This window comes from Phenylobacterium sp. J426 (assembly GCF_024699945.1).
Lineage (GTDB): Bacteria > Pseudomonadota > Alphaproteobacteria > Caulobacterales > Caulobacteraceae > Phenylobacterium.
The window spans coordinates 1,843,656-1,863,333 of the sequence record NZ_JAJOMY010000001.1 but is presented as its reverse complement, the minus strand read 5'-3'; the positions used below and the strand labels follow the sequence as shown (position 1 = coordinate 1,863,333).

The 19,678-nt window shown below is 69.5% G+C and carries 17 protein-coding genes; 9 read left to right on the top strand and 8 right to left on the bottom strand.

The window, feature by feature from the left end; genetic code table 11:
• The first annotated feature begins 51 nt into the window (after positions 1-51).
• Positions 52-2,259 carry an ornithine--oxo-acid transaminase gene (gene rocD / locus LRS10_RS24465; protein WP_308237947.1) on the top strand — a complete coding sequence of 736 codons (2,208 nt, stop codon included), beginning with the start codon at positions 52-54 and terminating at the stop codon, positions 2,257-2,259.
• Here the strand turns inward: rocD and LRS10_RS09765 are convergent.
• Together LRS10_RS09765 and LRS10_RS09760 are read right to left on the bottom strand one after the other, a co-directional pair.
• A complete protein-coding gene (locus LRS10_RS09765) occupies positions 2,165-4,318 on the bottom strand; it encodes a PQQ-dependent dehydrogenase, methanol/ethanol family (RefSeq protein ID WP_257837081.1) in 2,154 nt (717 codons plus the stop codon). The genes rocD and LRS10_RS09765 overlap by 95 nt on opposite strands.
• A gap of 104 nt (positions 4,319-4,422) precedes the next feature.
• Positions 4,423-5,865, bottom strand: a complete 1,443-nt coding sequence (locus LRS10_RS09760) for a PLP-dependent aminotransferase family protein (RefSeq protein WP_257837080.1) — start codon at positions 5,863-5,865, stop codon at positions 4,423-4,425.
• Positions 5,866-5,929: 64 nt separating this feature from the next.
• On the opposite strand from LRS10_RS09760, the gene LRS10_RS09755 reads away from it, so the two are divergent.
• A complete protein-coding gene (locus LRS10_RS09755) occupies positions 5,930-6,538 on the top strand; it encodes a YitT family protein (RefSeq protein ID WP_257837079.1) in 609 nt (202 codons plus the stop codon).
• Between the two features lie 124 nt (positions 6,539-6,662).
• A complete protein-coding gene (locus LRS10_RS09750; protein ID WP_257837078.1) occupies positions 6,663-8,138 on the top strand; it encodes a sigma-54 dependent transcriptional regulator in 1,476 nt (491 codons plus the stop codon).
• Here the strand turns inward: LRS10_RS09750 and LRS10_RS09745 are convergent.
• Together LRS10_RS09745 and LRS10_RS09740 are read right to left on the bottom strand one after the other, a co-directional pair.
• Positions 8,135-8,455: a hypothetical protein gene (locus LRS10_RS09745; RefSeq protein WP_257837077.1), complete on the bottom strand. Its 321-nt coding sequence runs from the start codon at positions 8,453-8,455 to the stop codon at positions 8,135-8,137. The two genes, LRS10_RS09750 and LRS10_RS09745, sit on opposite strands and share 4 nt — an antisense overlap.
• Positions 8,452-8,721, bottom strand: a complete 270-nt coding sequence (locus tag LRS10_RS09740) for a DUF2312 domain-containing protein (RefSeq protein WP_257837076.1) — start codon at positions 8,719-8,721, stop codon at positions 8,452-8,454. Before LRS10_RS09740 ends, LRS10_RS09745 begins: the two co-directional genes overlap by 4 nt.
• Before the next feature lie 133 nt (positions 8,722-8,854).
• Between LRS10_RS09740 and folE the strand changes: the two genes are divergently transcribed.
• Positions 8,855-9,442: a GTP cyclohydrolase I FolE gene (gene folE, locus LRS10_RS09735; protein WP_257837075.1), complete on the top strand. Its 588-nt coding sequence runs from the start codon at positions 8,855-8,857 to the stop codon at positions 9,440-9,442.
• On the opposite strand, the gene LRS10_RS09730 is transcribed toward folE, so the two are convergent.
• Together LRS10_RS09730 and ykgO are read right to left on the bottom strand one after the other, a co-directional pair.
• Positions 9,439-10,041, bottom strand: a complete 603-nt coding sequence (locus tag LRS10_RS09730) for an HAD family phosphatase (protein WP_257837074.1) — start codon at positions 10,039-10,041, stop codon at positions 9,439-9,441. The genes folE and LRS10_RS09730 overlap by 4 nt on opposite strands.
• A gap of 5 nt (positions 10,042-10,046) precedes the next feature.
• Positions 10,047-10,172 carry a type B 50S ribosomal protein L36 gene (gene ykgO, locus LRS10_RS09725; protein ID WP_012523667.1) on the bottom strand — a complete coding sequence of 42 codons (126 nt, stop codon included), beginning with the start codon at positions 10,170-10,172 and terminating at the stop codon, positions 10,047-10,049.
• A gap of 131 nt (positions 10,173-10,303) precedes the next feature.
• Between ykgO and LRS10_RS09720 the strand changes: the two genes are divergently transcribed.
• A complete protein-coding gene (locus LRS10_RS09720; RefSeq protein ID WP_257837073.1) occupies positions 10,304-11,599 on the top strand; it encodes a lytic murein transglycosylase in 1,296 nt (431 codons plus the stop codon).
• On the opposite strand, the gene LRS10_RS09715 is transcribed toward LRS10_RS09720, so the two are convergent.
• Positions 11,596-12,909, bottom strand: a complete 1,314-nt coding sequence (locus LRS10_RS09715) for an MFS transporter (RefSeq protein ID WP_257837072.1) — start codon at positions 12,907-12,909, stop codon at positions 11,596-11,598. The two genes, LRS10_RS09720 and LRS10_RS09715, sit on opposite strands and share 4 nt — an antisense overlap.
• A 110-nt stretch (positions 12,910-13,019) precedes the next feature.
• Here LRS10_RS09715 and motA point away from each other — a divergent pair, with 110 nt between their 5' ends.
• The 4 genes from motA (at position 13,020) to LRS10_RS09695 (ending at position 16,484) form a co-directional block, all read left to right on the top strand.
• Complete coding sequence (gene motA, locus LRS10_RS09710) at positions 13,020-13,889, top strand: flagellar motor stator protein MotA (RefSeq protein WP_257837071.1); 870 nt, start codon at positions 13,020-13,022, stop codon at positions 13,887-13,889.
• A 117-nt stretch (positions 13,890-14,006) separates the two neighbouring features.
• A complete protein-coding gene (locus tag LRS10_RS09705; RefSeq protein WP_257837070.1) occupies positions 14,007-14,204 on the top strand; it encodes a hypothetical protein in 198 nt (65 codons plus the stop codon).
• A gap of 79 nt (positions 14,205-14,283) precedes the next feature.
• Positions 14,284-16,005, top strand: a complete 1,722-nt coding sequence (gene mnmD, locus LRS10_RS09700) for a tRNA (5-methylaminomethyl-2-thiouridine)(34)-methyltransferase MnmD (protein ID WP_257837069.1) — start codon at positions 14,284-14,286, stop codon at positions 16,003-16,005.
• A 59-nt stretch (positions 16,006-16,064) separates the two neighbouring features.
• Positions 16,065-16,484, top strand: a complete 420-nt coding sequence (locus tag LRS10_RS09695) for a DUF6491 family protein (protein WP_257837068.1) — start codon at positions 16,065-16,067, stop codon at positions 16,482-16,484.
• 70 nt (positions 16,485-16,554) lie between these two features.
• Here LRS10_RS09695 and LRS10_RS09690 read toward each other — a convergent pair whose 3' ends face one another.
• On the bottom strand, positions 16,555-19,662 hold the full coding sequence (locus LRS10_RS09690) for a TonB-dependent receptor domain-containing protein (protein WP_257837067.1): 3,108 nt from the start codon (positions 19,660-19,662) through the stop codon (positions 16,555-16,557).
• Positions 19,663-19,678: the final 16 nt, after the last annotated feature.

Here is a 19,678-nt window from a genome sequence, read left to right as displayed (position 1 = left end):
ACGCGGCCTTAGGCCACGCTCCTTTGTGAAAAGCTTTGCAGGGAGTTCCGCATGGATGGCCGGCCGTTCTTCGTAATGACCGACCCGGGCTGTTTCGACATCAGCTATCGCATCAACCCGTGGATGGATCCGGATGCGTGGACGCCGGAGCAGGCCACCCAGGCCTGCGCCGGCTCCGCCGCCCTGCGCCAGGCCCTGGAAGCGGCCGGCGCCCACGTCGAGGTGATCGGCGCCGTGAAGGGCCTGCCCGACCTCGTCTTCCCGGCCAACGCGGCCGTCGTGCTCGATGGCAAGGTGCTGCTGGCCCGCTTCCGCCATCCCCAACGCCAGGGCGAAGAGGCGGTCTTCCGCTCGGTGTTCCAGCGGCTGAAAGCCCGTGGCCTGGTGCGAGAGATCGTCGACCTTTCGGACGGGCTGTTCCACGAGGGCGCCGGCGACGCGATCTGGGACCATGATCGCGGCTTCTTCTGGGGTGGCTTCGGCCCGCGGTCGAGCCGCGGGGCGCTGTCGGTCGTGCGGAAAACCTTCGGCCACGACGTCGTACCGCTCGAGCTTGCCACCGAGGCCTTCTACCACCTCGACACCTGCTTCTGCCCGCTGGCTGGCGGACAGGTGCTCTACTATCCCGCGGCCTTCACGCCCCAGGCCCTGGCGGCGATCCATGAGCGCGTGCCCGAGCAGCAGCGGATCGAGGCCGACGCCGACGAGGCCGCGGCGCTGTGCGTCAACGCCGTGAACGTCGGCTCCACCGTGATCATGGCGCGCGCGCCGGAGAGTCTCCGCCGCAAGCTCGGCGACCGCGGCTACCAGCTCGTCGAGGTCGACCTCGCGCCCTTCATCCGCTCAGGCGGCGCCGCCTACTGCATGACGCTCCGGCTCGACCGGAAGAGCACCCCCCGCCGCCGCCATCCTCGCCGCCGAATAGGGAGCCGTCCGATGAACGACATCGCCCTGCAGAACACCCTGACCCAGAGCTACATCGCCCTGGAGTCGCTCTATGGCGCGAAGAACTACAAGCCGCTCGACGTGGTCCTGACGCGCGGCGAGGGCGTCTACGTCTGGGACGTCGAAGGCCGCCGGTACATGGACTGCCTCTCAGCCTATTCGGCCGTGAACCAGGGCCACTGCCACCCGAAAATCCTGCAGGCGATGGTCGAGCAGGCCGGCCGGCTGACGCTCACCTCGCGCGCCTTCCGTAACGACCAGCTCGCCGCCTTCTACGAGGAGCTCTGCGCGCTGACCAACTCCCACAAGGTGCTGCCGATGAACTCCGGCGCCGAGGCGGTGGAAAGCGCGCTCAAGGTGGCTCGCAAGTGGGGCTACGAGGTCAAGGGGGTCCCGGACGGAGCGGCCGAGATCATCGTCGCCTCCGAGAATTTTCACGGCCGCACCATCAGCATCGTCGGCTTCTCCACCGATCCGCAGTCCCGCGGCGGCTTCGGCCCCTTCGCGCCGGGCTTCAAGGTCGTGCCCTACGGGGACAGAGAGGCCCTAGAGGCGGCGGTCACGCCGAACACGGTGGCCGTGCTGCTGGAGCCGATCCAGGGCGAGGCGGGCGTCATCATCCCGCCCGCGGGCTATCTGAAGGCCGCCCGCGAGCTCTGCACCCGCGAGAACGTCATCCTCATCCTGGACGAGATCCAGACCGGCCTCGGCCGCACCGGCAAGCTGCTGGCGGAAGAGCACGAGGGGATCGAGGCCGACCTCAGCCTGATCGGCAAGGCGCTGTCCGGCGGCTTCTACCCGGTCTCTGCCGTGCTCTCGAACTCCGAGGTCATGGGCGTGCTGCATCCAGGCGAGCACGGCTCCACATTCGGCGGCAATCCGCTGGCCTGCGCCGTGGCGCGGGCGGCCCTGCGGGCGCTGACGGAGGAAGGCATGGTGGAGAACGCCGCCCGCGTCGGAGATCGGTTGAAAGGCCAGCTCGCCGCCATCAAGGCCGGCGGCGTCAAGGAGGTGCGCGGCCGCGGCCTGATGCTGGCTGTCGAGCTGCATCCCGAGGCTGGAGGCGCGCGGCGGGTGTGCGAGGCGCTGCAGGCCCGAGGCCTGCTCGCCAAGGAGACACACGAGCACACCATTCGCATCGCCCCGCCGCTGATCCTGACCGACGCCCAGGCCGACTGGATCGCCGAGCAGTTCGACGCTGTTCTCCCCGCTAGCGCGCTCAGGTCTTGGGCGCGGGCGCGACGCGCGAGCCCTGTGAGGTCTCGGGCGCGGCCGCCGGCGTCGCTGCCGCGGCCGTCCGCGCTTCCTGGATGACGTAGGCGCGGACCGCCTCGGCGTCCTGCGGGCTGATGAAGCGCGCGAAGCTGGCCATGCCGCGCGGCGCGTTGGCGCCCTCGATCACCACCGCCTGCCAGCTCTGCGCCGAGGCCGTGATCGGCGAACGCTTCAGGTCCGGCAGCCAGGCGCCCGAGGCGTTCGGGCCGTGGCAGACCTGACAGTGCTGGTGGAACAGCGCGAACCCGCGTTGCGTGTCGCCGGTCGACGGCTCCATCGAGGCCAGGTCGATCGGGGCCGCGGCAGGCGGCGCCGGGAAGGCCGGCGCCTGGACCTGACCGCCCAGTTTGAAGACCAGCAGTCGGCCGGGCAGCCTGGGCCGCACGGGCAGCGACGCCGGAGCCGAGATCTGGCCGCCGCCGCCGGCGCCCACCATGATCGCCACATACTGCTCGCCGTCGATCTCGTAGGTCATGGGCGCGGCGATGATCCCGTTGCCCGTCGGATAGGCCCACAGCTCCTTGCCGTTGGCGGCGTCATAGGCCCGGAACTGGCCCTCCGCCGCGCCCTGGAAGACGAGGCCGCCGCCCGTCGACAGCACGCCGGCGTTCCAGAAGTAGGGATGGTCCTTGGTCCATACCGCGCGCTGGTTCACCGGATCCCATGCGACCAGCTGGCCCTTGATCATGGCGGTCAGGGCCGTGAGCGTCGCGGCGTCGGTCGGCAGGGCGTTGGTCAGGAAGTCGACGCCCGTGTTCCAGGCGCCTTGTTTCACGCCGAAGCCCTTGTCGTCGGTATAGGCGAACGGCGTGACGTTAGTGGGGATGTAGACGAGGCCGGTCTTCGGATTGAAGGCCATCGGCTGCCAGTTGTGCGCCCCCAGGGGCCCCGGGATCTGCAGCACGGTGGAGGCCTGCTGATAGCGCGCGGCCGGGTTCTCGATCGGCCGGCCCGTCTTCAGGTCGACGCCGCTCGCCCAGGTGATGTTGGTGTAGTTCTTGGCCGAGATCAGTTGACCGTTCGCGCGGTCGATGACGTAGAAGAACCCGTTCTTCGGCGCCTGCATCAGCACCTTGCGCGGTTGCCCGCCGATGGTCAGGTCGGCCAGGATGATGTGCTGGGTCGCCGTGTAGTCCCAGCTTTCGCCCGGCGTCGTCTGGTAGTGCCAGGCGTACTCCCCGGTGTCCGGCTTCAGCGCCAGGATCGACGACACGAACAGGTTGTCGCCCTGCCCGCCCGACCGCAGTTTGTGGTTCCAGGGATTTCCGTTGCCGATGCCGAAATAGACGAGGTCGAGAGCCGGGTCATAGGCGATGGAGTCCCACGCCGTTCCGCCACCGCCGGTCTTCTTCCACTCGCCCTCGGACCACGTCGCATTGACCTTCTCACGCATCACCTTGTCAGAGGCGGCGCCGTCCGGGGCTCCGGTGGGGTTCGGCACCGTGAAGAAGCGCCAGGCCTGCTTGCCGGTCGCCGCATCGTAGGCGGTGATGTAGCCGCGCACGCCATATTCGGCGCCGCCGTTGCCGATCAGCACCTTGTCCTTGATGACCCGGGGCGCGCCGGTGATCGTGTACGGCTTGGAGGGATCGGTCGTCTGCACCGACCAGACCTGGTCGCCGGTCTTGGCGTCCAGCGCGATCAGCCGTCCGTCGATCGTGCCGACGTAGACGCGGCCCTTCCAGATGGCGACGCCCCGGTTGACCACGTCGCAACAGGCGTTGAAGCCCTTCGCCCCTTCCACCTTTGGATCGAAGGCCCAGAGCCGCTCGCCCGTCTTCGCGTTGAAGGCGAGGACCTTCGACCAGGCCGTCGTGGTGTAAAGCACGCCGTCCACGACCAGCGGCGTCGCCTCCTGGCCGCGGTCGGTGTCGAACTCGGCGTACCAGGCGAGGCCCAGCTGGCCGACGTTGCCGGCGTTGACCTTGTCCAACGGCGAGAACCGCTGCTCGGAATAGCCCTTGCCGTAGGACAGCCACTCGGCGTTGGCGTCGGCCTCGGCGATGCGCTTGCCGTCGACGTTGGCCGTCCCCGCCTTCTGGCAGGCCGCCAGGCTCAGCACCGCGGCCGCAATGAGCCCGAACCGGATGATCTTCATCTCGCCCTCCCAGCAGCCGGCTCATTCGCGTGGCGCAGCTTTTGGGAGGAACTATGCCCCGGATCGCCGCCGCGGCAAGCGTGCCGCCGCGTAAGAGCTAGTCGTCATACTACGGCGCGGGTCACCGCCTCCGAGGTGTTCGCCGCCTGCGGACGCAGCCGGACATAGGCGAGCGCCAGGCGATCGATCGCCTCGGCCATGGGTTCGGCCGGCAGGGTGAAGGGCAGCCGCACGAAGCGCTCGAACGCGCCGTCGACGCCGAACCGTGGGCCTGCGGCGATCCGCACGCCGTGCCGCTCGCAGGTGGCGGCCAGCGCATTGGACACCGGCGCCGGCAGCTCGGCCCAGACAGACAGGCCGCCCGGCGGCGGCGCCACCCGCCACTCCGGCAGCCGCTCGGCCGCAAGCTTGACCAGCCGGTCCCGGCGTTCGCGCAGCTCGGCCCGGCGGGCGGCCAGCGCCGCCTCGTCGTCCCGCAGGAGGGCGGCGGCGGCGAGCTGCTCCAGCACGGGGGTGCCGAGGTCGATGGAGGCCCGCATGCGGCCAAGCGCTGCGATCATCTCGGGCTCGGCGCGGATCCAGCCGATGCGCAGACCGCCCCAGAAGCTCTTGCCCGTCGAACCCAGGCGCACGATCGCGCCCGGCGGCTCCTCGAAGCCGTAGGACGCCCGCGGCCCCTCCAGCGACAGGTCCAGCATGGTCTCGTCGAACACCACCACCGTGCGGGTCCGAAGACCCGCGGCGGCGATCGCCTCGCGGCCGGCGAAGTCCATCCAGCGGCCGGTGGGGTTGTGGAAGTCCGGCACCAGGTGCGCCAGCCGCGGCGCGCTCTGCTGGAACGCCGCCACCACGCCGTCCAAGTCCCAGCCGTCCTGCGGCAGGCTCACCGGCACCGGCCGGCAGGACGAGCGCAGGATCGCGTCGATGGCGTTCGGATAGGTCGGATGGTCGATCACCACCCGGTCGCCCGGCCCCGTCAGCAGCCGCAACATCAGCGCCCAGGCGTGCTGCGCGCCGTGGGTGACGAGGATCTGCTCCGGCGTCGTCGGCAGGCCCCGGCGGGTGTAGCGGTCGGCCACCGCCTCCCGCAGCACCATCAGCCCCACCGGCTCGTAGCCGTGATGCGGCAGGTGGGCCGGCAGCGCCTCGATGGCCTTGGCGTAGGCCTGGTGCACGAAGTCCCCGGCGGGCAGGGCCGCGGCCGTCAGGTCGACGACGCCCGGCTCGCTCGGGCGGATCAGCGGACCCGAGTCGCGGTGGCCCGGCCCGGTGGGCAGCCGCGTGCGCGCGCCCGCGCCCTGGCGGCTCTGCAGGAAGCCCTGTTCGCGTAGGCGGGTGAAGGCGCCCGTCACCGTCGTCCGGCTGACCTCCAACGCCTGGGCCAGTTCGCGCTCGCCCGGCAGCACCACGTCGAGCGGCAGCCTGCCGTCCAGGATCAACAGGCGCAGGCCATCGGCCAGCTGGCGGTAGGCGGGACCGGCTTGGTCCCCGCGCCACGCGCCGAGCAGGCGCATGAGCGAGGCGGCCCGGATGCGGCGGGGGCTCATAAGGCCACGCTACATCCACTGGCTATTTAATCCAAGGCCAGTTGCGACCACCTTGGCCTCTATGATGATCCGCCGCCTCATCCAGCTGTTCGCCGGCCTCGTGCTGTACGGCTTCTCTATCTCCGTGATGCTGGAGGCCGGCCTCGGCTTGGAGCCCTGGGGCGTCCTCAACGAGGGCGTCACGGAACAGACGCCGCTGTCGTTCGGCCTGGTGGTCTGCCTGATCGGGGCGCTTGTCCTCTTGCTGTGGATCCCGCTCAAGCAGAAGCCGGGCATCGGCACCGTCGCCAACGTCATCGTCATCGGCCTGGCCGTCGACGCCACCGCGCCGCTCGTCCCCGACATCGAGGGCTATCCGCTGCGCGCGCTGTTCCTGGCCTTGGGCATCCTGCTCAACGGCATCGCCGGCGGCCTCTATATTGGCGCGGGCCTCGGCCCGGGGCCGCGCGACGGCCTGATGACCGGACTTGCCCGCCGGACCGGCTGGCCGCTCCGTCGCGTGCGCACCGGCATCGAGATCACGGTGCTGGCCGCCGGTTGGCTCATGGGCGGCACGGTCGGCGTGGGCACCGTGCTCTATGCACTGGCGATCGGCCCGATCGTGCAGTTCTTCCTGCCCAGGTTCAGCCTGCCGGCTCTGCCGCGTGAGCCGGTTCTCGTCGCGGCCGAATAAGGTCCGCCGTTAACCTCCGACTCAGGCTTCCGAAACCCCGCCTTTACCGCTGCCCTGTATCAAACGGGGACAACAACGCAGGTCGTCAGAAAGACGGCCGAGACATTCCGGTGGGTGTTTTCACATGGCCAAAACGGTCCTGGTCGTCGACGACGACCCGACACAACGCCGCCTGATCCAGGCGGTCCTGGAGCGCGAAGGCTTCGCGGTCGCCTACGCCGAGTCCGGCGATCAGGCGATCGCGCGCCTCGCCGCCGGCGGGACCGCCGACGTGGTCCTGCTCGACCTCGTGATGCCGGGCATCTCGGGCCAGGACACCCTGACGGAGATGCGGGCGCGCGGCTTCAACCAGCCGGTGATCGTCGTGACCGCCACGGGCGGCATCGACACCGTCGTCCAGGCCATGCAGGCCGGCGCCACCGACTTCTTCGTCAAGCCCGCCGCCCCCGAGCGGATCATCGTGTCCATCCGCAATGCGCTGTCGATGGGCGCCCTGAAGGGCGAGGTCGATCGGCTGAAGAAGCACACGAGCGGCCGCACCACCTTCGACGACCTGATCGGCTCCTCGCCCGCGATGACGATGGTCAAGCGGCTGGGCGAACGCGCGGCCAAGTCCGGCATCCCGATCCTGATCACCGGCGAGAGCGGCGTCGGCAAGGAAGTCATCGCCCGCGCCGTGCACGGCTCGTCCGACCGCGCCGGCAAGCCCTTCGTCGCCGTCAACTGCGGCGCCATCCCCGACAACCTCGTGGAGTCGATCCTGTTCGGCCACGAGAAGGGCAGCTTCACCGGCGCCACCGACAAGCACCTGGGCAAGTTCCAGGAGGCCAACGGCGGCACGCTGTTCCTGGACGAGGTCGGCGAGCTGCCGCTGGACATGCAGGTCAAGCTGCTGCGCGCGTTGCAGGAGAGCGAGATCGACCCGATCGGCTCGAAGCGCTCGATCAAGGTCGATGTGCGCATCGTCTCGGCCACCAACCGCGACCTGTCGAACGCCGTCGCCGAGGGCCGCTTCCGCGAGGACCTCTACTACCGTCTGAACGTCTTCCCGATCGAGGCGCCATCCTTGCGCGAGCGGAAGGAAGACGTGCCGGCGCTGGTCGACTGCTTTGTCCGGCGCTTCAACGTGGAAGAGGGGAAGGCTGTGGTCGGCGCTGCGCCTGAGACACTGGCCTGCCTGACCGCCTTCGACTGGCCGGGCAACGTCCGCCAGCTGGAGAACGCAGTCTATCGCGCCATCGTGCTCGCGGACGCGCCCTATCTGCAGCCGCACGACTTCCCGGCCATCTCCGGCATCGCCGCCCCGCCGCCGGAAGCGCTGAGCACGCCGATGCCAGTGCCGTCAGCCGCTGAACTGGCCGCCTCCCTGCCGATGCCGGAAAGCCCGGTGCGCATCCTCGACCATAAGGGCCATATCCGCCCGCTGGACGAGATCGAACGCGACCTGATCCAGCACGCCATCGAGGTCTACGCCGGCCACATGAGCGAGGTGGCCCGCCGCCTCGGCATCGGCCGCTCGACGCTCTACCGCAAGGTCCGCGAGAACGGGCTCGAAGGTCTGATCAAGGGCGCCGGCGAGGCCGACGAGGCCGCGGCCTAGTCCTCGGACTTGCGCTTGAAGGGCTTCCGCTGGAGGCCCTTCTTCTCGCCTTTCGCCTTGGCGGCGATCTCTTGCAGCTTCACGGCCTGCATGGCCGAGAGCGCCTGGCCGGGCGCGCCCTTCTCGGGGTCGCCGAAGGCGCGGCCGAAGGTCTTCACACGTTCGGTGACGCTGCCGAGGAATTCGCCCTCCCAGTCGGAGAGCTCGACGCCCGCCTTGTCGGCGGTCCGGCGGGCGCGTTTCAGGGCGTTGAGGGCGGCGCGCTTGGCGGCCGCCTTCTGGGCCTCGTAGGGCGAAAGGGGAGCCTTACGCTTCAAATCTCTCCGATCGCCGAGAGATAGAGGTCGAGGATCGCCTCTTCCTCCTGCCGCTTGGCGCGGTCCTGCTTCCGCAGCCGGATGACCTTGCGGATGATCTTCACGTCGAAGCCGTTGCCCTTGGCCTCGGCCAGGACTTCCTTCACCTGCTCGGCGATCTCGGCCTTCTCCTGCTCGAGGCGCTCGACGCGCTCGATGATGCTCTTGAGCTGACCCTGAGCCGTGGCGTTCAGGATGTCGGAGTGCGCGGAAGCGTCGTCGGCCATGGCAAAGCTCTATCTCAAGTGGGTGGCGACAGGGAAGGCGCGGTGTTTAGCGGGCCGCGAAGGGGCTGTCATGCGGCCATGAACCTCGACTAGAAGCTAGCCGTTGAGACGCATCGACGCGGAGGGATCTGACATGTCCGACGGCAAGCGCCGGCCCAGCGAAGAAGACGCCCTGGCCGCGGTGCGCACGCTCATCGAATGGGCAGGCGACGACCCCGACCGCGAGGGCCTGCTGGATACGCCCAAGCGGGTGGTGAAGTCCTACAAGGAGCTGTTCTCCGGCTACGAGAGCGATCCGCGCGAGTACCTGGAGCGCACCTTCGACGAGGTCGGCGGCTACGACGAGCTGGTGGTCCTGAAGGACATCCGCGTGGTGAGCTTCTGCGAGCACCACATGCTGCCGTTCCTTGGCAAGGCGCACGTGGGCTACCTGCCGCGCAACCGCGTGGTGGGCATCTCCAAGCTCGCGCGCGTCGTCCATGGCTTCGCCCGGCGTCTGCAGATCCAGGAAAAGCTGACCGCCGAGATCGCCGAGGCTATCCAGGACATCCTCGATCCGAAGGGCGTCGGCGTCGTCATCGTCTCCGAGCACTCGTGCATGACGATGCGGGGGGTGAACACGCCGGGCTCGCGGCTCACCACCAGCCATCTCCTGGGCGAGGTCCGCGACGACCCGCGCACGCGTCAGGAATTCTTCGAGCTCGTCCGCAACGGCGGCTAGAGCAGCCCGCGCGCTTCCAACGCAGGCCGGAGCGCCGCCGGTTCGGTGAAGTGGTGCACGTCGAAGCCCAGTTCGCGCGCGGCTGCGATGTTCCTGGCGCTGTCGTCCACGAACAGGATCTCGCCGGGCGCGTGACCGTACCGGTCACAGACCAGCCGGAAGATCGCCGGGTCCGGCTTCATCACGCCCTCGACACCCGAGGCGATCACCCCCTCGAGGCGGCTGAACGCGGGGCTCAGCGCCAGCGTGCCTTCCAGCGTTTCATGGGATACGTTCGACAGGCCGTACTGCGGCACGCCGCGAGCATGAAGCGCCTCGATCGCCGCTTCGGTCTCAGGAATCGCGCCTGAGAACATCTCCCACCACCGGCTCTCCCAGGCGTGAATCGCCTCGGCGTAATCGGGATGCTGGGGCAACAGGCGGGCGCGGTTCTCGGCGAAGGTCACGCCGGCGTCGTGCGCCATGTGCCAGGCCATGGTGCAGACATGCGAAAGGAACCGGTCGAGGTCGGCCGGTTCCTCAAAGATTTTGGCATAGAGCGTGCGCGGGTCCCAGCGCACGATGACATTGCCGAAGTCCCACAGCAGGGCCTTCGGCACGCGGCTTAGCCTTGCTTGGCCTTGAAGCGCGGGTCGGTCTTGTTGATGACGTACACCCGGCCCTTGCGGCGCACGAGCTTGCAGTCGCGGTGGCGCGTCTTGAGCGACTTGAGCGAGCTTCTGACCTTCATGACCGTGTACTGCTGAGGGGGCGTCGCCGCCCCGGTTTCGACAAGAGGGCGCGCATATACGGGGGCATACGCCTTTCGTCAACCTGACGGCGTTGTGATTGGGACCGGATTCAGCGAGCACTAGATATCGGATGATGCGTCGCCGTTACCTCATCGCCCTCTCCGTTCTCGCCGGTTGCGCCAGCCCGCCCAGGCCGGCTCCGCCTCCGCCCGCGCCCACGGCTGCACCTGCCGAGGCGCCCGCGCCGCCGGCGCCAGCCGCGCCGATCACGCCACCCACCGCCTCCGGGGACATGATCTTCGACGCCTGGGCCGCGGAGTTCCAGGGCCGCGCGCGGGCCGCCGGCATCCGCGCCGACGTCCTGCAGCGCGAGATGGCTGGCCTGACACCCGATCCGCGGGTGGCTGGGCTCGACAGCCGCCAGCCGGAATTCTCCAAGCCTGTCAGCGAGTATCTGAAGGGCGTGGTCACCGCCGACCGCGCCGCGATCGGACAGCGCCGTCGCGCCGATATGCCAGAGTGGGTCTCCATCGAGGACCGCTACGGCGTGCCCCGGGAGATCCTGCTGGGCGTCTGGGCGCTGGAGAGCGGCTTCGGCGCCATCCAGGGCGACATGGACGTGATCCGCTCGGTGGCCACCCTGGCCGCGCAGGGCCGTCGGCGGGCCTGGGCCGAGGGCGAACTGATCGCCGCGCTCAAGATCATCCAGTCGGGCGAGCACCCGCGCGCGCGCCTGAAAGGCTCCTGGGCCGGCGCCATGGGCCAGACCCAGTTCATCCCGACGACTTTCCTCTCCACGGCCGTGGATTTCGACGGCGACGGCAAGCGGGACATCTGGGGCTCGCGCGGCGACGCCCTGGCCTCCGCCGCGAACCTGCTCTCGAAAGCCGGCTGGGTGCGCGGCCAGAGCTGGGCGCGGGAGGTCACCGTCCCGGCCAACTTCGACTACGCCCAGACGGAGGGCCCGCGCCTGACCCCGGCCCAATGGGCCGAACAGGGCGTAAGACGCGCCGACGGCCTGCCTTGGAGCAGCTCCGACGCGACGGCGCAGGCCCAGCTCGTCGCGCCGGCCGGAGCTCGGGGGCCGCTGTTCCTGCTGTTCCCGAACCACTTCGCGATCCGGAAGTACAACAACAGCCTGGCCTATGCCCTGGGGGTCGGGATGCTGGCCGATCGGTTCGCAGGAGACAGCGGCGTCGTGCGCCCGTGGCCGCAGGAGCAGCCGATGTCGCTTGTCGATCGCATGACCGCCCAGCGGGCGCTGAACGCCCTGGGCTTCGACGCCGGCACGCCGGACGGCGTCGTCGGCATGAACACCCGAACCGCGCTCCGCGCCTGGCAGAAAAGCCGCGGCCTGACCGCCGACGGCTACCTGTCGCCCGACATGGTCCAGAGACTGAAGGCCGACGCCGGAGCCGGTCGCTAGACGCCACCCTCGTCGCGCTTCTCCAGAGTGGCGGCGGTGGCCGCCTCACGGCTCGCCGGCTCGGGATCGGCGTTCCTCAGCTGGGTATTGCGGAACGCGTAGATCAGCATCGCCGCCATCAGGCTGGCGTTCAGCAGGAACGGCGCCGGGCCCATGTGCTGGTAGAGCCAGACGAAGAACGGCGCGAGCACGACATTGATGCCGTTCACGGCGGCGATCACGCCGGCGACCCGCGCCTGCTCCTCGATGCCGACGGCGATGGACGAGCCGGCGGTGAACCCCGGTCGCGCAAAGCCGAAGCCGAGGCTGGAGATCGCGTAGCCCGCCACCACCACATAGTAGTCCGGCGACAGAGCCACGATCAGGTTGCCGGCCGCCGCCACGGCGACGCCCCAGCGCAGGAGCTGGCGCGGCGTCATCTGGAACATGCGGATGATGCCCCACTGAGCCAAGAGGCCGGCGAGCGCGCCGAACATCATGGCGATGGCGATGAAGTACTGCGCCTCGGTCGGCGACATGCCGAGCTTGTCGATGATCAGAAAGCCGAGGGTCTGGGCCTGGGCTGTCTGGCAGGTGGCGACGATGAAGCCATAGATCAGGAACGGGGTGACACGCGGATCGCGCCACATCGACCTCTCCTTCGCCGCTCCCGCGACGACCGGCCGACGCGGACGGCGGGCCTCCTCCGACACCGGCGTCTCGGGCAGATAGCGCCAGACCACGAACAGCATGGCCGCCGCGATCAGGGCGAAGGTGAAGAGCGGCCCCGCCAGACCCAGCACCGGATAGACGAACAGCGGGGCCAGGAACGGTCCGATGACGGTCCCCAGACCGAAGGCGCCGGCCAGGCTGGCCATCGCCTGGGTCCGCTTCTCCGGCGCCGTGCGTTCGGCGACGTACGCCTGGGTCGCGGGATTCGAGGCGGCGCCGAAGAGGCCGAACAGGGCTCGCGCCAGCAGGAAGAAGGCGAAGATCACCATCGGCGCCGCCCAGTGGCGCAGCCCCGCGCTGACCACGACCCCGCACAGCGCCATCGAGACCATGAAGCCCGAGAGCCCGACCAGCATCAGCGGCTTGCGCCCGTAACGGTCCGAGGCCCGCGCCCACCAGGGCGACGACACCGCCCACAGCACGGCCGACAGCGAGAAGATGGCCGCCACCATGGGGTCGGGAATGCCGATCGATCGCCCGATCGCCGGAAGCACCGAGATCAGGCCGGTGTTGCCCAGCGCCGTCGCCAGCGACACGCAGAAGATGATCGTGAACGGCCGGCGGGACAGGCCTTCGCCGGGAGGCGCGGAGCTGGGCATCGGAGGTCGGCTTACGCCCGATGCGCGGCGGCGCAAACCCCAAAGGATAGGCTGCGCTCACGACACATTAAGCATTAACCCTCAAGCTTCCGGCTCCTCTGGGGGAGCTCATGTTCCAGATCATCGGCATCGTGCTGCTGTTCGCGCTCGTGTTCGGCAGCTACATCATCTCGGGCGGCAACATGGCGGTGATCCTCCATGCGCTGCCCCATGAGATGATGGCCATCGGCGGCGCGGGCGTGGCCGCATTCCTGATCGGCAACTCGATACCGGTCATCAAGGGCACCGTCGGCGGCTTCGGGAAGATCTTCTCAGGCCCGAAGTGGAAGCCCGCCGACTATCGCGACCTGCTCAGCCTGCTCTTCCTGCTGACCAAGACAATGAAGTCGAAGGGCGTCATCGCGCTCGAGAGCCACATCGAGAACCCCACCGAGAGCACGATCTTCACGCGCTTCCCGAAGATCATGAAGGACCACTTCGCCATCGACTTCATCTGCGACACGCTGCGGATGATGACCATGAACCTGGAGGATCCCCACCAGGTCGAGGATGCGATGGAGAAGCAGCTCGAGAAGCATCACCACGAGGCGCTGGCCCCGCCCCACGCGATGCAGAACCTGGCCGACGCCTTGCCCGCGCTCGGCATCGTCGCCGCCGTGCTCGGCGTCATCAAGACCATGGGCTCGATCACCGAGCCGCCGGAGGTGCTGGGCGGGATGATCGGCTCCGCGCTTGTGGGCACCTTCCTGGGCGTGTTCCTGGCGTACGGCCTCGTGGGGCCCTTCGCGACCCGCATGAAGGAGGTCGTCGAGGAGGAAGGCGCGTTCTACCGCATCATTCAGTCGGTGCTCGTCGCCCACCTGCACGGCAACGCCGCGCAGATCTCGGTCGAGATCGGCCGCGGCAACGTGCCGTCCGGCGCCCAGCCCAGCTTCCTCGAGTTGGAAGAAGCACTTTCGAACATCCCCAACGAGGCCTAAATCCGCGGCGTCGCGCGCCGTCCAGAGCGGCCGCACATCGAGAGAGGACAAGGTCCATGACTGCCGAGCTCCTGCGCAAGCTGCTCATCGCCGGCGCCCGCCCTGACCACCCTGGCCGTGGCGGCCTGCTCGAAGTCGAGCGACGGCGCGGGGACGACGCCCGCGACCACCGAGGCCGCAGCCACGCCCGACGACGCCACAGCCGCGATGGAGGCCGCCGCGGCCGAAGCGGCCCTGGCCGCGGGCGACACGACCACCGCAAGCGAAGCGCCGACGACGCCCCCGGCCGCCGAAGCCCCGGCCGAGAAGCACTGAGCCCCTCGCCAGGCTCGCTTGAGACCCGGGCCGCCCACAGGCCGGCGGCCCTTCTCCGCGCCCGATGACGCCTGAGCCCATGACTGCAAGCCCGCTCGACTGGACCGATGACGGCCAGCCGCGGTCGCGGCTGTTCGGAGACGTCTATTTCTCGGCGGAAGACGGCCTGGCCGAGACGCGCGCGGTGTTCCTGGAGGGGTGTGGCCTGCCCGACGCCTGGGCGGGCCGGCGACGCTTCGTCGTCGGCGAACTCGGCTTCGGAACCGGGCTGAACATCGCGGCCCTGCTGGACCTCTGGCGGCGCACGCGTCCCCCGGGCGGCCAGTTGCACATCTTCACCGTCGAGGGCTTCCCGATCGGCGCCGATGAGGCCGCCCGCGCGCTCGGGCGCTGGCCCGAGCTGGCGGAGATCGTCCAGGCGCTGGTCGCCCGCTGGCCGGGCCGCGCCCGCGGCCTCCACCGGATCGAGCTGCCGACGCTCGCCGCGATCGTCGACATCTTCGTGGGCGACGTGAGCGAAGCCCTCTCCGGCTGGACCGGCCGGGCGGACGTCTGGTTCCTCGACGGGTTCTCGCCGGCCCTGAATCCCCAGATGTGGTCCGACGAGGTCCTTGGCCTGGTCGGCGCGCGCTCGGCTCCCGGCGCCCACGCGGCCACCTTCACGGTCGCCGGCCAGGTTCGCCGCGGCCTCGCCGCCGCCGGCTTCACCGTCGAGAAGCGGCCCGGCTTCGGCCGCAAGCGGGAACGGCTCGAAGCCCGTCTGCCCGGTCAGGCTCAGGACGCGGGCGCGCGACGGGTGGCCGTCGTCGGCGCGGGCGTGGCCGGCGCGTCGGCGGCGCGCGCGGTGCGGGCCTTGGGCGGTGAAGTCGTCGTGGTCGAGGCGGACCGGCCTGGGGCCGCCGGGTCGGGGAACCCCGCCGCCCTGGTCACGCCGCGCCTCGACGCCGGCCTGGGCGCTCCAGCTCGGCTGTTCGCCCGAGCCTTCGCCCGGGCGGCGGCCCTCTTTCGCGACCTGCCGGAGGCGATCATCGCCGAGGGCGTGCTGCAGCTCGCCATGTCGGACCGCGACCCGAAGCGGTTCGGCAAGATCGCCGGCTCCGATCTGTTCGAGCCCGGCAGCCTCGCCCTCCTCTCGACAGAGCAGGCCGCGGCGCGCCTGGCCGGTCCGGCGCCCATCTGCCTCGATCAGCGCACCGCCCTGGTGGTCGAGCCCGCCCGCATCCTGGCGGCCTGGCTGGGCGACGTCGAACGCCGCACGGTCTCCCGCATCGAGGAACTGGACGCCGACGTCGTCATCGTCGCGGCGGGTCTGGGCGCGCGCATCCTCCTCCCGGGGCTGCCGCTGCAGCCGGTCCGCGGCCAGGCGAGCTGGACCTCGCAGGCGCAGATCGGCTTCGCCGCGGCCTGGGGCGGGTATGTGCTTCCCACCCGCGACGGCGCGCTCTTCGGCGCCACCCACGATCGGGACGACACAGGCAGCGACGTGCGGCCGGAAGACCACCTTCGCAACCTCGCCAGTCTGGCCCGCGCCTTTCCCGAGCTCTCCGCGCAGTTGGCGCACGCCCCTCTGCAGGGGCGGGCCTCCGTTCGCGCGGTCACGCCGGACCGGCTGCCGATCGCCGGCGTCAGCGGCCAGACGGACGTGCTGGCGCTCACCGGCTTCGGCTCGCGCGGCTTCGCCATGGCGCCGCTGCTGGCCGACCACGTCGCCGCCTTGGCCTTGGGCGCGCCCTCGCCGCTCCCCGCCGAGGCGCAGGCGCTGGTCGACCCTGCTCGCTTCCCCGCACGCGAGGTTTCGTAGTTGCTGTACTCGGCCTATATTCGCGCCGCTCGGGGGACATTCCTGCCAGGAACCGAGACATGAACATCAAGACCCGCCTCGCCGCCGGGGCTCTCGCGGTCGGCGCTGGCTTGACGGCGTTGGCCCTCGCGGCCGCCCCGGTCGCCGCCAAGTCGCCGGCCGACGACGCCGCCAAGCCCAGGCGCCAGTGCTTCTGGGCCAACCAGGTCAACAATTTCGCCGCCGAGAATGACGAGGTGGTCAACGTCCGGGTTGGCGTGAAGGACATCTACCGGCTGGAGCTGTTCGGAGGCTGCCACGAGATCGACTGGAGCCAGCAGATCGGCATCCGGTCGCGCGGCGGCTCGACGATCTGCTCCGGCCTCGACGCCGAACTGATCGTACCCTCGACGATCGGACCGCAGCGCTGCACGGTCCGGCGTGTCCGCAAGCTGACGCCGGCCGAGGTCGCGGCCCTGCCGCCCAAGGCCAAGCCCTGAACCCACCCGCGACCGCAGCAAAAAGAGGGCGCCGTCGCCGGCGCCCCAAAGCTCCCCTGGAGGATGCCGTCTAGAACCGCTTCTTCAGGCCGACGCCGAACACCCGGCCAAGCGGGTTCGCCAGCGTGTAGTCATAGTTGTACTGGCTCCACGCGAACGGCGGATCCTTGTCGAACACGTTGTCGACCTTCAGCGTCAGCGTCGTGTCCCACGGCAGCAGCGCCTGATAGGTCAGGTCGAGCTGGTGGTAGGCCTTGATGGTGGCTTCCTGGACGCCGGCGGTCGCGGGGTCGATGTCGTGGTTCCGGTCCCTGAGCTTGGACACATACCGCAGGGTTGCCCGCAGGTTCTGTCCGCCGACGCTGGCGTTGAGGAACAGGTTCGCCTTCACCCGAGGGTACGAATAGAACGCCGAGACCAGCTCCGACTTGCCCGCCCGGTCCAGCGCCGCCTCGATGACGGTGCCCTCGAGGGTCTTCAGTTCGCCGCGCTTGTACTCGATCAGATAGGAGCCCTCGAAGCCGGCGGTGAACGCGACCTCCCTATACTCCGGCAGCCGGAGATTGAGCTGGTAGTCAACGCCCGACGTATCGACGCTCGGACCGTTGATGTTGTTGGATCGCACGGCGAGCAGGTTCGACGGGTGGCAGTTCGTGCCGTCAGGCCCCACGAAAGTCGTGCCCGCGGCGAAAGTGAAGCGGTTGCGCAACGCGGCGTTGCCGCACTGCCAGGCCGCCGGGGACGCCGAAGGGAACATGCTGGTGAAGATCCGCGCCGCCGTCTCGGTGGTCAGCTCGTCCTTGAAGGCGAAGCTCCAGTAGTCGAGCGTCGCGCTGACCGGACTCTGGTTGAAGATCAGGCCCACGCTGTAATAGTCGGCCGTCTCCGGATCGAGGTTCGGATTGCCGTAGGTGTCCGCGGGCCGATAGAGGGTCGCGCCTGACGTGGGATCGGTGAAGGCGCTGTTGATGCGCGCGAAGCCGGGGTTCACGGCCGCCTGCGGCGGCGCCCGGAAGGTCGTGCCCACCGAGGCGCGCAGGGCCACCGAATCGAGAACCTGCCAGCGCACGTCCGCCTTCGGATTGGTCGTCGAGCCGATCGAGCCGCCGAAGTCCTCGTAGCGGACCGCCAGGGTCACATCGAGGTTGTCCAGCAGCGGGATCTTCACCTCGCCGAACAGGGCCTTCACATTGCGGTCGAGGTCGCTCTCACGGACGGCCGCGACGAAGTTCGTCACCCCGGTGGCCGTGGTGCAGCGGGGAAGGCCGTCGTCGATGTCGTCGACACAGGGATTGGCGTCGATGTTGAAGCGGTCGTCCACCGCATTGATCGCCAGCCGGTCGTAGCGGAACTGCGCCCCTGCAGCCCACTGCACGTCGCCGCCGGGCACGGTGAAGGCCGTGCCGCTGAACACCAGGTCGCCCACCAGGGTCTGGGACGTGTTCTCCGCCACGATGGTCTGGTGCATCCACTCGAACAGCTCGCGGGTGTTGGTGTTCGCCGGCACGGCCGTTTGGCGGTAGTAGGGGTTGACCCCGCCATAGACGGCGTCGGCCTGGATCGCGTTCGAGAACGGATTGAACCACTGGCAGGCGCCAGCTCCCGGCGTGCCCGTGTTCGGATTGCAGCCCGGCCCGCCCAGACCGCGCAAGGCGAGCTGGACGCGGTTCGTCACCTCGTCCGGCGTCTCGAAGGTCCCGCGGGCGTCCATATAGGTCACGGCGGCGTCGAAGTTCAGCCAGTCGTTGAGCTTGCCGTTGAAGCCGGCCGAGACGCGGAACGCGTCCACCGCCCGTCGCTGGTGATCGGCGCCGTCCGGGTACAGCGGATTGCCGCCGTAAGCCTGAGGCCGCCAGCCGGTCTGGGAAGCGGTCACGCCGTTCTGGATGGCGTTGCACACGACCGCCGGCGTCACCGCCGCGGTCGGGCCCACGATTCCCGCGCAGCCGGAGGCGAAGAGGGCCTGCAGGCCTGGGTTGGCGAACGGGATGAAGAACCTCGACGCCTCATTGGCCGCGAGCGCCGGGAACGGCGACGTGCCGCCGCCGGGCGAGCCGCCGGACGCCGCGATGGGCGTCGGGAAGACGATGGTCGACTGCGTGGGCGACACCCGCTCGTCGGGCACGTCGTGCCGCGACCAGAAGCCCTCCGCGTGGAACCGGATGTCGTCGGTGACGTCGAAATTCACCTCGCCGTAGACCTGGTAGTGATCCTCATCGTTCACCAGGTTGTCGAAGCGGCTGTACTGAAAGAGGCAGGTGCCGGCGGCGTTGCGGAATCCGTTCAGTTCGAGGCAGCCGGCGTCGTTGAAACTGGTCAGGGTGATGTTGCGGCCGGGGTTCGCGGCGCTGGCCGGAGGCTGTCCATAGACGCCGCCGCCGAGGTTCACGGCGCCGGTCGGCGTACCCACGCTGAAGAACTGATAGACGCCCGGATTTCCGGCGCCCGACCAGCCGCCCAGAGGATTGTTGGCGTTCGGCTGCAGCGCCCAGTCGCGGTCGGTGGTGCGCAACTCGCTGCGCCGGCGGTAGCCCGCCGTCAGTAGCACCGAGCCGCGGTCGAACCGGCTGCCCCAGGCGAGGCTGACGTCGTAATCGCCCTCGGACCCGTCGATGTAGTTGTAGTTGCCGCTGACCTCGAAGCCGTCGAGGTCCCTGCGGGTGATGAAGTTGACCACCCCGCCGATGGCTTCAGAGCCATAGGTCGCCGCCGCCCCGCCCTTCAGCACCTCGATGCGGCCGACCGCCGCCTGCGGGATGAGGTTGATGTCATAGACGCCGGCGAGCGCCACCGTCCCCGGGGAAGGCGCCATGCGGCGGCCGTTCATGAGCACCAGCGTCCGATTGGAGCCGAAGCCGCGCAGGTTGACCGTCGCCGAGCCGGCGGTGTTCCCGAGGAACCGGTTGCTTTCCCCGATCGAACCGGCCGCCGCCGGCAAGGCCTTCACGAGCTGGACAATGGTAGGTGAGCCTTGTTTCTGCAGATCGGCCGCCGTGGTGACGTCGACCGGCAGGGCGGCGTCCTCGCGGGCGCCGGCGATGAACGAGCCGGTCACGACCACTTCTTCCACGTCGGTCGGGCGGGCGCCCGTCGACTGCGCCGAAACCGGCGAAGCAACAGCAAGTGTGAGGGTGACGGCCAGCAGAGAGCCGCCGCAGAAATAACTGCGTTTCGTCATCGAATTTCCTCCCCTC

Excerpts from the sequence above, each read along its gene's own strand:
- rocD (WP_308237947.1), top strand. The coding sequence starts at position 52 with ATGGATGGCCGGCCGTTCTTCGTAATGACCGACCCGGGCTGTTTCGAC.
- LRS10_RS09765 (WP_257837081.1), bottom strand. The coding sequence starts at position 4,318 with ATGAAGATCATCCGGTTCGGGCTCATTGCGGCCGCGGTGCTGAGCCTG.
- LRS10_RS09760 (WP_257837080.1), bottom strand. The coding sequence starts at position 5,865 with ATGAGCCCCCGCCGCATCCGGGCCGCCTCGCTCATGCGCCTGCTCGGC.
- LRS10_RS09755 (WP_257837079.1), top strand. The coding sequence starts at position 5,930 with ATGATCCGCCGCCTCATCCAGCTGTTCGCCGGCCTCGTGCTGTACGGC.
- LRS10_RS09750 (WP_257837078.1), top strand. The coding sequence starts at position 6,663 with ATGGCCAAAACGGTCCTGGTCGTCGACGACGACCCGACACAACGCCGC.
- LRS10_RS09740 (WP_257837076.1), bottom strand. The coding sequence starts at position 8,721 with ATGGCCGACGACGCTTCCGCGCACTCCGACATCCTGAACGCCACGGCT.
- folE (WP_257837075.1), top strand. The coding sequence starts at position 8,855 with ATGTCCGACGGCAAGCGCCGGCCCAGCGAAGAAGACGCCCTGGCCGCG.
- ykgO (WP_012523667.1), bottom strand. The coding sequence starts at position 10,172 with ATGAAGGTCAGAAGCTCGCTCAAGTCGCTCAAGACGCGCCACCGCGAC.
- LRS10_RS09720 (WP_257837073.1), top strand. The coding sequence starts at position 10,304 with ATGATGCGTCGCCGTTACCTCATCGCCCTCTCCGTTCTCGCCGGTTGC.
- LRS10_RS09715 (WP_257837072.1), bottom strand. The coding sequence starts at position 12,909 with ATGCCCAGCTCCGCGCCTCCCGGCGAAGGCCTGTCCCGCCGGCCGTTC.
- motA (WP_257837071.1), top strand. The coding sequence starts at position 13,020 with ATGTTCCAGATCATCGGCATCGTGCTGCTGTTCGCGCTCGTGTTCGGC.
- mnmD (WP_257837069.1), top strand. The coding sequence starts at position 14,284 with ATGACTGCAAGCCCGCTCGACTGGACCGATGACGGCCAGCCGCGGTCG.
- LRS10_RS09695 (WP_257837068.1), top strand. The coding sequence starts at position 16,065 with ATGAACATCAAGACCCGCCTCGCCGCCGGGGCTCTCGCGGTCGGCGCT.
- LRS10_RS09690 (WP_257837067.1), bottom strand. The coding sequence starts at position 19,662 with ATGACGAAACGCAGTTATTTCTGCGGCGGCTCTCTGCTGGCCGTCACC.